Genomic DNA, 12,231 nt, shown 5'->3' with positions numbered 1-12,231 from the left:
AATAAATCTGTGTCTTTTAATTGCATTCTAACCTCCATTATACATTAAAACATTATAGTATATTCTATCATGATTTAATTTTTTTTCAATAATATTATAAATTGACTATGTATATTATCATAATATAATAATATTAATAAAGGTATTAAAGGAGGTTATAATTATGGATTTAAAATTATGGGATGAGTTAAATAGATGGAGAAATGAATGCAAATTTATAGATTTAACACACGAACTATCTCCTGAAACTACACATTGGTCTGGATTTAAACCAATGGATATTAGTACTAAATTTAACTTAAAAGAACACGGTTTTTATGTAAATGAATTTACATTAGTTGGGCAATATGGAACACATGTTGATGCACCTGGTCATTTTGTCGAAGGAAATAGATTGCTTGATAAATTAGTTCCAGATGAAATGATATTACCACTTTGTGTAGTTGATATTTCTGATATAGTTAAAAATGACCCAGACTATTCTGTGAAATTAGAAGATTTTAAAAAATGGGAAGATAAATATGATAAAATACCTGAAAACTCTTTTGTTGCTCTTAGAACAGATTGGTCCAAAAAAGATGATTTAGATAACTGCGATAGTGAAGGTAACAAACATTATCCAGGTTGGTCAATGGAAGTTCTTAAATTTTTAGTAGAAGAAAGAAATATAAAGGCTATAGGTCATGAAACTTCGGATACTGATCCAGCAGTAAATGGTGCAAAAGATGGTTTAATTATGGAATATTATATATTAGAACAAGATAGATATGAAATAGAATTATTAAAAAATCTTTCAGAATTACCACCAAAAGGTTCCCTTATTTTCTGTGGATTCCCTAAAGGTAAAGATTTTGCCGGCTTCCCTGCAAGATGTATAGCTATATGTCCTAAATAAGAATGTTATTTTAGAAAATTATAACTAAATATAAAAGGAGTTTACAAATATTTTTTGTTTAACTCCTTTTTCATATTAATTAATATATAAATAAATCTATTAATATTTAATTTAAAATAAATTTATATTTTTCACATTTTTTTAAAATCATTCTCACCGAAATAATTATTAATACAATATATATAAAAGTAAGTATTATAGAACCTTCAATTCCAAAAATTCCACCTGTAATAATCGTATTATTTTCAGGAATACTACTACTTAATATACTCGTATCTGAAACATAACCTGATACTTCAAAACCAAATATATTACCTTGTGTAAAGTTCCACATAGAATGAAGCCCTCCAACAAACCACAAATTTTCAGTAAGATAATAAATTAAGGCTGCAAAAATACCAAATAATACTAAATTTATAAATGCTAAAACAGTCATACCTGAATTACCAAGATGGAGTGCAGAAAAAGCGAAGCTTGATAATAACATTCCTGGTAAAATTCCAAATATATTTGAAATTTCTGAAAAGAAAAATCCTCTTAATGCTACTTCTTCAGCCATACCTTGTATCATATAACCAAAAACATATAATATTAATAATACCATATTAAAATTAGTTGAAAATCCTATATTCACATACCCCATTAAATATAATGCTGAAAAACAAATAAAAAATAGCATAAATCCAAATAATACACCTTTAAAATATTTTCTAACAATGTTTTCTTTTCCATATCCCATAGCAGAAAAACTATGTTTTAAAAAGAATCTAACTACAATAATAACAACTACTAAATCAATAACTGTTGAATATAATGATACTAAATCTGTTTCAAAAATCTTAAAATAATTTATAAATGCCGTATAAATTTTTGAAATACCTTTACGATATAAATATATAAGAACTAGACAAATTAAATAATACAGTACAATATTATTAAAATTTCGTATTTCTTCTTTATACTTACTAAATATACCCTTCATTTCAAAAAACATAAAAATCCCTCCAAAAAATATTTTTAATTATTTATTTTTTCTAAATTCGTTAATTTTTCGTAATCTTCATCTGAAAGTTCCCAACTAATTTCAGGTATAACAGGCATTTTTAAAGTTAAATATTTATAATTTGAATATACAAAAAATTTAACATTAATTATTTTGCCATCTTCTCTTTTTTTAATAAATTCATAAGTCAAAGATTTTTCAGCATCTTCTGGAATTTTCACCAATGGAAAACTAGAATTATTCCCCATATTTTCAGTCGATTTACCTATAAGTATAGAAAAATAATCTAATGTTTCTTTATCTTTAACTTCTTTTATAAGTTCTTGTTTATAATTATATATTTTTATAATTTCCTCTTTTTCTTGACTTTTATTTACACAAGAAAACATTAAAAATATCATTGATAAATAAATCAATATTTTTTTCATTTCAGCCTCCAATTAACTATCTATTTATTGAAGAACACATCATTTTAAGTGTATGTCTTTTACCTCTAACTGCTATTGATAGTTCCATAATATTCTCAAAATCAGCTAACCCACAATACCCTGCATCCCCTATGTGATGCATATCAAAACCTATCATCTTATTATATAATCCTATTTGTCTTATAGTCTCTATATTAGAACTTTCTTGACTTGTTCCTATTGCTCCTAATGTTAATTTCCCTTTTGATTTTATAAATTCAACTATATTCGTACATTTTTCTATACTACTTCCAGGAACTGTCCCAGGTGATGGTATCATTATTACATCTGCACCTGCTTCAATAAATTGAATAATTGATTTTTTATCGTATATATCTTCACTAGTTCCTGCACCATGCATTTTACCCGCTAGAATTAAACCACTAAAATTTTCTTTAACTAATGTAATTGCTTTAGCTATTGTATCAGTAGTAACACCTGTTCCAGGATTTCCTGTTAAGCATATAAAATCAAAACCTAATTCTTGTGCTCTCTTAACACTTTCTAAACTTACTTGCCTTCCTTTATTTAAAATAGCTCTTTCTTCTAACATTTGTGCTTCTAAATCAATAGGCTCTAAATTTACACCTATAGGTCTTCCTACTAATTTTTTTAACTCTATTATAGGATTATCACATTTTTTTAATCCTGCTATTTCGGGATTAAATAAATCAAAAATATTAAGTAAAATCAAATCAGCTCCAAATGCTCTAGCAACCTCACAATTAGTAATACTAGATACTAAGGGTTGACTTACTACAACATTTTCAGATACAATAATCCTTCCTTCACTGGCTTTTATTGATTGAAATAATTCATCCTTGCTAAGATTTATCATTTCACTTGATTCTAAATTTAAAAATCTTTTCATCATTTACTCACCCCCATTTAACTCTTTATTTCTAAAGGCTTCATTCTGTCTTCTAAATATTTGTCTAGCCATTCTTTAGTTGCGATTTCATGTATCATCTTATTTTTAATTCTTTTTGTTCTATAAACTTTATTTTTTTCAGCAGGTGTTGATACAACAAATGAGAAATTGTCAATTGTAGAAGCTGCTCCCCATTCACCTTTATTATTCATAGCTATTACTGAAATATCTCCAACATTTTTACGAAATTTTATTAGTTTTTCTTCTAAATCAAATGTTGCTTTCTCACAAGCCTTTTGAGGATGCATACCTTCTTTCATTAATCTAACAATTTCATAAGATATCACACCTTTCATAAGGTCTTCTCCTAAACCTGTTGCACTTGCTCCACCTACACTACTATCCACATAAAGACCAGAACCTATAAATGGAGAATCACCTACTCTACCTCTTTTTTTCATAAATAAACCACTAGTAGATGTTCCTACAACCATATTTTTATTCTTATCTAATGCAACCATACCAACAGTATCATGTCCATCATATGCTTTTAATTTTTTAGTTTCTTTCATATCATATAATCTGTTATTATAATGTATTTTGGCTCTATCTGTAAGCATGTTTTTTCCTTCAAATCCTTGACTTATAGCATACTCTTTTGCACCATCACCAACTAAAACATTATTTACAGTTAAATTACTAAGTGATCTAGCTACAGAAATAGGATTAGCAATATCTTTTATAGCACAGACTGCTCCAAAATTAAAATTAGTTCCATCCATATATGCGGCATCTAGTTCTACTTCCATTTTTTCATTTGGAAGTCCTCCATAACCTACTGATTTATAGTAAGGAAAATTCTCCACCTCTTTTATTGCTAATTCTATAGCATCTCCTGCAAATTGATTTTTATCTAATAATTCACTTGCCTTTGTAACACCTTCTAATGCCATACGCCAAGTTGCTATCATTCCCCACATATTATATTCTCCTCATATTTTCTAAATATTCAATATAATTCACTGCCTTTTTGTATTTAACTACATTTAAACCCACATTAAAAACTTCAGTAATTAAATAAAAAACATATACCATTATTATATTATTTATTGTTAAATCTTTCTTAAAATATAAAATATAGGCTATCATAATTATAATCCCAATAACTACTAGTATATTCTTTTTTATATTTCTATTTTTTTTTAAATCTATTAATAACATTATAATCAATAATACAATAATATACATAATGAAAACTTTATAAAAATCATATTCTATGATAAATTCTTCTTTATTTATTTCTTTTATCGTATCATTATAATTACTTAAAATATAAATAATAAAAGTTAATAATATCCCAAATACAAAAAGACTAAATTCTTTGTTGATAATTTTTATTTTTATTTTACTTTTAATTTTTAATAATTTTTTCATTTTCAATAAAATCTCCTATATTATTTATATTACTTATATTATTAGCAATAAAAAGTTCTTCTTCTTTTTTATTTATATCACTTAATATTTTATTAAAAAATATTTCTACTAAAATAAATATAAATAACATTCCAAGTTCAAATAAAAATTTAATATTATTCAAATAATAAATAATAGTATCATAATCCTTTATTTCTATAATAGAATTTCTTATTAATACAATATTTATATTTTTAGTTTCAAGCATAATTTTAGGATATTCTTTCAAGCGATATAACAATATAATCAAAAATATAATCTGAAAAAAATCTTTTACTATTTTAAAAATTTCATTTTTTTTTGAATAATTAATATATTTATAGTATCTATCAAAAAATAATTTTAATAAAATTATAAATAATAGTAATTTCAAACTAATTCCAAATAATAATAATATTAATATTATTATAAATGAAATAATAATAATAATACGTTTTAAAATTTCTAAATAATTATTTACATTTTTTAAAAATAAATTTATTTTATTTAATTTCATATTCCCTCTTTAAAACATATACTTTTTTATTTTTTCGTGATTTTCATTATTTCCCAAAACTTCCATTACTTCTGCTAAATGCCTAAATGATTCACTTAATCCTACTCCACCTTTTTTAGGCATTTTTAACATTATTAATTCATTTTTGTATTTATTTATTATTTCTTCATTTTCTTTTGAACACATTACTATACTTTTGCATTCAGGTAATTTATCTTTTACTTCTTTTGCCATCTCAGTTGCCATTTTTGCAAAAGGTTCATAATTATAGCAAGGGCCACATAAAATTATATCTGCTTTTACTTTTTTTAGTAATCCTATCATCTTTATTTTAACTTCTTCCTTATTTTCATCAAAATACGAAGTTCCACAATATGTTGTTGCTATCACATTTGCGTTAGTTAAATATGTACTAAATGTTAAATAAGCACCTATTCCACCTTTTTCTACCGCCAAAGGTACATTAGGTCGTTCTTTTCCTCCTGCACCAGCTTGTATTTGATCAAAAAATAGTACTACTCTCATTTTATTCCTTCCTAAAAAAGTCCAACAAATTTATACCCTGTTGAATTTTTCCTTATATATATATTAATCAAATGAAATATCATCTAATGACATATCATCTAATTCATCACCTTTTTTATCTACTTTTGTTGTTTCATCACCTAAAAATTGATTATCTAATACCTTAAAGAATGGATAATAAACTAAACATCCTAAGAATACTAATAAAATTTGGAATACTCCCGCAATAATACTTCCAGTTGATAACCAACCACTAAAGAATAATGGAGTTGTCCATGGCAATGATGCACCTGTTGTATATGGTATTATACCTATTTTAGTAACTATTGTTGATAGTATAATATTCATTAATGGTACTGTCAAAAATGGTATTAATATAATTGGGTTTAATACTACTGGCAAACCAAATATAACCATTTCATTTATTCCGAATATACCTGGTAATATAGATAATTTACCTAATTTTTTCATACGCTCTGACTTACCTCTAAATATCATAAGTAATACTAATGATAGTGTTGATCCTCCACCACCAAAGTTACCAAAGAAATCTCCAAATGGTCCTGTAAATATGTTAGGTAATTTCATACCAGCTTGAAAAGCTTCTAGATTTTCTGTAGTTAATGATAAATGTATAGGTGCAAATATAGTATTAGTAACTGCAGGCCCATTTATACCAAAGAACCAGAATAATGTTGATAAGAATTGGTAAATTGGTTCAAATATAACACTTCTACCAAATTTAACCAATGGAGCTTGTAATATTTGATAAACAAAGTTATGTGCATATTCATAACCAGTAAATGAAAATATAATATTTATTAATAAGAACGTAAACATAACAAATGCACTTGGAATCAATGCAGCAAATGAATTTGTAACTGCAGGCGGTACTCCTTCTGGTAATTTAATAACCCAACCTTTTTTAGTAATACTTGCAAATATTTTAACCGCAATTAATGCTGATATCATTGCAACAAATAACCCTGCTGATCCTAAATTCCCAAAAGCAAATCCTTTAAATGAAACATTTTCACCCAATGTGTGTGATTGAGGTGTTAATATTAAAAATGCTACTAATGAAACTGCTCCACCAGCAATAGGATCAACTTTTAATTGTTTTGCATAAGAATATCCTATTCCCATTGAACCAACTAAAGCTATTACTCCAAAAGTTGAATTTATAATTGGGGATAATCTACTTGCCCAACCTTCACCAAATAGTCTTGCTACAAAAGCATCATACCCTTTTATAGGGAAATTAGCTATAACTAAAAAAATTGATGCTACTATTAATAATGGTGTTGTTACTAAAAACCCATCACGAATAGATATTAAAACTTTATTATTTCCAAGTTTTATTGCTATAGGCGACAAAATACGTTCTATTTTCTCCAACATATTATTTACCCCCTTTTAATAATTTTATTGCTCTTTTTAAAATTCTTTCTCCATCTACATTACCATATTCTACTAAATCTATTACTTCAACTAATATTCCCTGTGATTCATATTTTTGTTTTGTTTCCTCATATTTAAATTTAACTTGTGGTCCTAACAAAATAACATCTGGATGAAATTCCTCAACTATACTAGCCATTTTAGCATCTGAAAATGCTTTAACTTCTATAGGTAAATTATGCTCATTAGCAACTTTTTGCATTTTACTAGCTACTAAACTAGTTGACATCCCTGCATTACAAAACAAATATACTCTCTTCATAAAAACCCCTTTCACTATATGTAAATTCTACATTATTAGTATACCTTGATTATTAATTTTGAAAAGATAAAAAATTCTATAAAGTCCACAATATTTGACCATCAACAAAAAAACCGAATAAAAATTTTCAAAATTCTACCCGGCTTTTTCTGCTTCATTAAATGCTTTATCTAAATTAAAATTTAAATCTTATTTTTCAAATTTATATATTAAACTTGAATTAAATATCTCGTTTTTCTTAATAATTTTTATTCCCTTTTTAGTCTCTATATTTTGATCACTCTCCAAAAAATCTGATATACCATACCAAGGTTCTATACATATAAAATTAGAATTTTTAGGTCTCCAATATGTAATATAATCAAAATTTTCATCATGTATTACTGTTATTTTTCTATTAGAGTTTTTATCAATTATTTGTGTTCTTTTTGTAATATCGCCGTTTAATATTATTGCATCTCCATTAAAAATTTCATCTATAATAATTATTTTATTAGAATATTCTTTTATTAATCTTTTTTCAGTTGTTGACACAAATCCATTTTTTAATAATAAAGATTCAATTCTAGAAAATTTATCTAATTCCAAATAATAATCTTCATAATTATTAGGTAATATAAATGCAGTATGATACCCTAATGAAAAATACATATTATTATTTCCTATATTTTTTACAATATATTCCATTTTTATACTATTTTTTGACAATATCTCATAATTTAATATAAGCTCAAAATCAAACGGATATATTTTTCTAGTTTCAAAATTTGATTTAAGTATAAAACTTAATTTTTTATTAGTTTTTTCTAATAATTCAAAGTTTTTATCTCTTGCAAAGCCGTGCTTCGTTCCAAAATTATATACTCTCCCCATATATTTATACTTAGCATCTATTAAATCTCCAACAAATGGAAACAATATAGGTGATGATTTTGACCAAATTTCTTTTTTATTCCAAATAAATTCTTCCCCATCTACTACTACCGAAAATAATTCTGCCCCTTTATTTTTAACTTTAATTTCTACATCATTATATTTAAGTATATTTATCATAGTTTATCTCCTATTTATAAGAATATTATTTTATATTTCTGAAACCTTAACTACAATTTTGCCTGAAATTTTTCTATTTTTATAATCTTCTAAAATTGTTTCAAAAGTATCAAGTGTAACATATTTACCTATCAAATCTTCAACAATAATGGCTCCTTTTCTTAACAATTCTAACGCTTCTGTCCATTCATTGCCTGGCCAAGGTTTTGAATAATTCATCCATGAACCTTTAATTGTTAATTCTTTTCTATTTATTAATTCATATTTTTTAAAATCAAATAATAAATTTTCATGTGGTGTTCCTATATACAAAATCTCACCTTTTTTAGCTGCTAATGAGTTACTTATATAAAAACTTTGAGTTGCTCCACTTGTTTCTATTACTAAGTCATACTCATTATAATTTAATTTTAATTCTTCTATGTTCTTATTATTTACTAATCTATTGGCTCCAAATTTTTTAGATAATCTTAATTTTTCTTCATCTATATCAAAACAAGAAACATCATAACCATAATATTTCAAAATTTGTAACGCTAATATACCAATCGTCCCCATTCCAATTATTGCTATTTTTTTTATATCAATTTCTTTTAATTTAGCTATTTTAAGTCCATGTAATACCACTGTTATAGGTTCTAAAAAACCTGCCTTTTTTAATTCTAAATCTTTTGGTAATTTAATTAAATTTTTTTCATTTAAAACTATATATTCTTGTAGTCCTCCATCTTGTCTTGAACCTATAAACCCATAATTTTTACATAAAGAATAATTTCCCTTTTTACTTTCTTCATCTTCAAAATCTGGTATTAAAGGAATTGCTGCTACATAATCTCCTTTAGAAAATTTATTTGAATTATTATTATCTTCAACTATTCCACAAAATTCATGTGTCAATATTATTGGATATTTTTTTGCTTGATTTTCAAAAAATCTAACATAATCCGAACCACAAGTTCCGGTATAAACTATTTTCATTAGTATATCACCTTTTTTTTCTACTTTTGGTTTTTCAACTTCTAAACATTTTATTTTAGAATTTTCTATTAAATATAATGCTTTCATAAATTCCCTTTCATTATTTTAAATTATTTAATTTTTCTAATTTTTTAAATCTTTTATATGTCATTATTAAACCTGTAAAATAGATTAAAGATATTACAATTAATCCTATCATATTTGTATTATTAACTATTTGAGTATAAATATAAGTAATTGGTGACCCACCTTGATCTAATGAAGCCACTTGAGTTGTAATATTTTCTAGAGATCCTGCATTTTTGGCTAATTGTGTATGTAATCCTATTGTTTGATTTGAAATCCATATTGTTATATACATTATTACTGAACCACTTATAATTGTTCTAAATAAATTACCATTATGTATTGCAACTGCCATGGCTATAAAAAATCCCATTGTAGCTAAATCCCCAAATGGTAAAACTCTATTACCTGGCACTAATAATGCTATCAATAATGTTAATGGTATAAATATTAATCCACTTGTAACTACTAATGGATCTCCCAATAATAATGCTGGATCTAATCCTATTAAAAATTTTTCTCCCTTAAATTTATTTGATAATTTTTGTTTAGCTATTTCAGAAATCGGTAATAATCCTTCCATAATTGGCTTTATTACTCTTGGCATTAAATATATAACTGCTGCAACTTTAACTGCCAATTGTGTTGTTTGTTGAAAATTATATTTCGCTAAAAGTCCTATTATTATACCTAAAATAAATGCTACGATTATTGGATTTCCAAACATACCTAAATATTTATCAGTTTTTTCGTTATCTAATTTAATTTTATTAATTCCAGGTATTTTATCAATTATTGCATCAGTTACTACAGCAAATGGTGCACAATAAGCTGATGTCCCATGAGGAACTGCTATACCCTCCATTCCAAAATATCCTTCAATATCATATCTAAACCAATCTCCAAATTTATAAGATATTATAGCATGTACAATAATTCCACCTATTCCTATCCAATAATTAGATGTTGCTATATAAGCCAGTGCTCCCGTAAATGTCATATGCCATATATTCCATATATCTACATTTACTACTTTAGTTGTTTTAGTTATTAACATTACTATATTTACTAATACAGCTATAGGTATTGCAACAATAGCTATACTACTTGCCCAAGTCATTGGACTACTACCAGGCCAACCTAAATCAACGACATTTAAACTTAACCCAAAATTTTCAGCCATTTGTTTTGCAGCTGGTCCTATGCTTGTTTGCATTAGTCCAACTATAAGCCCTATACCAACAAACCCAATTCCAATTGATAATGCTGAATAAAAGGCTTTACCAATTTTAAGACCAAAACTTAACCCAATTATCAATATTACCAATGGTAACATAACTGCTGGTCCTACATCTAAAATATACTTAATAAATTGCATAAAATTTACCCCCTTATTTTAATATTTTTAATATTTTCTCAATTAATGCATCTTCATTTATTCCACTAATAAATCCCATAACAGTTATAACAGGTATATCACCATAGTCTTTTTTTGTTTTCATTGTAGTAGCTATTAGAGAAACTTTATCTAAATTAGCTTCTATTTCACTAATTCTACACTGAACAATTTCTATATCAATATTATTTTCCATACATAACTGTTTTATTCTATTAGCCGCTACCGTTGAAGTTGCTACTGCACCCCCGCATGCTACAATAATTTTTTTCATTTTATCATCTCTCCCTTTCAATAAAAACATTTAATTTTTCTATAATTTTATCAATATCTTTTTCAATCATTAAAAATTTAAGCAAATTATAATCCTGAAAAATTTTCATAAAACTCATTAAAAATTTTATTTGATTATCTGGATTTACAACTAATAAATTAAATATCAATTTAACATCTAATAATTTATTGTCATTTTCAATAGAATAAAATTTAAGGGGTTTGGATAATCTTGTTATTGCTATTACTTCCTTATTAGTATGAGTACACACAGTATGAGGTATTGCTATATTTATTCCAAATTTTGTTTCTATACCTGTAGGAAAACTTTTTTCTCTTTCAAGGATAGAATTTAAATAACTTTCTTTTACTATTCCCAATTCTTCTAATTTTGAACTTATAAATTTAAAAAAATCATTTGAGTCCAAAAATTCATAATCTAAAAATATTAATTCTTTACTAAACATATCAAAATTCCCTTCTATTTTATAAATTAATCCTTCTTCTTATCATTTAAATATTCAATTATTTTTAATTTGTTTTTTTTAATAAGCAAATCTTTAAAATCATTATTAAAGACTTTTGTTATCATAGTAAAAATCATATCTGTTAAATCTTTTTCATCTTTTATTGCAAAGCTAACAATTACTTCTATTTTTTCATTAATATTTTTCATTTTTATAGGTTTATTTAAATAAATTATTGACATTCCACTTTTAAATACATTATTTTTATTTTTTGTATGAGGTATAATAACTCCATTATATATGATTATAAAATCAGGAGATTTTTTTAATATTTTTAAAACTTCATTAGTATATGATTTATCTATATATTCTTTTTCTAGTATACTTAGTGATTTTGATACTGCATGTTCAATATTAATTGCTTCGTAATCTAATATTATATTTTCTTCTTTAATTATTGTATTATATATTGCAGTTTTATTTTTATTATCTATGATATTATTTTTAAAATTAGTTAATAAATCTAAAATCAATCTTTTCTCATC

16 protein-coding genes are annotated in these 12,231 nt (G+C 25.1%); 1 reads left to right on the top strand and 15 read right to left on the bottom strand.

Annotated features, from left to right (window positions below; all coding sequences use genetic code 11):
• Positions 1–163 precede the first annotated feature (163 nt).
• Positions 164–895, top strand: coding sequence for a cyclase family protein (locus AWT72_RS06615; protein WP_067142674.1), 732 nt, complete (start codon positions 164–166; stop codon positions 893–895).
• A gap of 106 nt (positions 896–1,001) precedes the next feature.
• Here AWT72_RS06615 and AWT72_RS06610 read toward each other — a convergent pair whose 3' ends face one another.
• From AWT72_RS06610 to AWT72_RS06540, 15 genes are all read right to left on the bottom strand, one after another.
• Positions 1,002–1,889 (bottom strand): CPBP family intramembrane glutamic endopeptidase, encoded by an 888-nt coding sequence (locus AWT72_RS06610; protein WP_067142671.1) that lies wholly within the window; start codon positions 1,887–1,889, stop codon positions 1,002–1,004.
• 23 nt (positions 1,890–1,912) lie between these two features.
• On the bottom strand, positions 1,913–2,326 hold the full coding sequence (locus AWT72_RS06605; RefSeq protein ID WP_067142669.1) for a hypothetical protein: 414 nt from the start codon (positions 2,324–2,326) through the stop codon (positions 1,913–1,915).
• A 16-nt stretch (positions 2,327–2,342) separates the two neighbouring features.
• Complete coding sequence (locus tag AWT72_RS06600) at positions 2,343–3,239, bottom strand: DUF7916 family protein (RefSeq protein ID WP_067142667.1); 897 nt, start codon at positions 3,237–3,239, stop codon at positions 2,343–2,345.
• Between the two features lie 14 nt (positions 3,240–3,253).
• On the bottom strand, positions 3,254–4,216 hold the full coding sequence (locus AWT72_RS06595) for a glycosylasparaginase (protein WP_067142663.1): 963 nt from the start codon (positions 4,214–4,216) through the stop codon (positions 3,254–3,256).
• A 1-nt stretch (position 4,217) separates the two neighbouring features.
• A complete protein-coding gene (locus AWT72_RS06590) occupies positions 4,218–4,670 on the bottom strand; it encodes a hypothetical protein (protein WP_067142660.1) in 453 nt (150 codons plus the stop codon).
• Positions 4,648–5,205, bottom strand: a complete 558-nt coding sequence (locus tag AWT72_RS06585) for a hypothetical protein (protein WP_067142657.1) — start codon at positions 5,203–5,205, stop codon at positions 4,648–4,650. Before AWT72_RS06585 ends, AWT72_RS06590 begins: the two co-directional genes overlap by 23 nt.
• A gap of 9 nt (positions 5,206–5,214) precedes the next feature.
• Positions 5,215–5,730, bottom strand: a complete 516-nt coding sequence (locus AWT72_RS06580; RefSeq protein ID WP_067142655.1) for a GrdB-related putative oxidoreductase — start codon at positions 5,728–5,730, stop codon at positions 5,215–5,217.
• 63 nt (positions 5,731–5,793) lie between these two features.
• Positions 5,794–7,131 carry a PTS sugar transporter subunit IIC gene (locus tag AWT72_RS06575; RefSeq protein ID WP_067142652.1) on the bottom strand — a complete coding sequence of 446 codons (1,338 nt, stop codon included), beginning with the start codon at positions 7,129–7,131 and terminating at the stop codon, positions 5,794–5,796.
• A gap of 1 nt (position 7,132) precedes the next feature.
• Entirely contained in the window at positions 7,133–7,453 is a 321-nt protein-coding gene (locus AWT72_RS06570; protein ID WP_067142649.1) for a PTS sugar transporter subunit IIB, read from the bottom strand.
• A gap of 189 nt (positions 7,454–7,642) precedes the next feature.
• Positions 7,643–8,506, bottom strand: a complete 864-nt coding sequence (locus AWT72_RS06565) for an aldose epimerase family protein (protein ID WP_067142646.1) — start codon at positions 8,504–8,506, stop codon at positions 7,643–7,645.
• A 30-nt stretch (positions 8,507–8,536) separates the two neighbouring features.
• Positions 8,537–9,571, bottom strand: coding sequence for a zinc-binding dehydrogenase (locus tag AWT72_RS06560; RefSeq protein WP_067142644.1), 1,035 nt, complete (start codon positions 9,569–9,571; stop codon positions 8,537–8,539).
• Positions 9,572–9,584: 13 nt separating this feature from the next.
• Positions 9,585–10,928 carry a PTS galactitol transporter subunit IIC gene (locus tag AWT72_RS06555; protein ID WP_067142641.1) on the bottom strand — a complete coding sequence of 448 codons (1,344 nt, stop codon included), beginning with the start codon at positions 10,926–10,928 and terminating at the stop codon, positions 9,585–9,587.
• Between the two features lie 13 nt (positions 10,929–10,941).
• On the bottom strand, positions 10,942–11,220 hold the full coding sequence (gatB, locus tag AWT72_RS06550; protein WP_067142638.1) for a PTS galactitol transporter subunit IIB: 279 nt from the start codon (positions 11,218–11,220) through the stop codon (positions 10,942–10,944).
• Between the two features lie 4 nt (positions 11,221–11,224).
• Complete coding sequence (locus tag AWT72_RS06545; RefSeq protein WP_067142635.1) at positions 11,225–11,686, bottom strand: PTS sugar transporter subunit IIA; 462 nt, start codon at positions 11,684–11,686, stop codon at positions 11,225–11,227.
• Between the two features lie 26 nt (positions 11,687–11,712).
• On the bottom strand, positions 11,713–12,231 hold a 519-nt coding region (locus tag AWT72_RS06540; RefSeq protein WP_197407625.1), incomplete at its 5' end, for a PTS sugar transporter subunit IIA.

Origin of the sequence: Oceanivirga salmonicida (assembly GCF_001517915.1) — a bacterium.
GTDB classification, from domain to species: Bacteria; Fusobacteriota; Fusobacteriia; order Fusobacteriales; family Leptotrichiaceae; genus Oceanivirga; species Oceanivirga salmonicida.
This window is presented reverse-complemented; position numbering and strand designations above follow the sequence as displayed.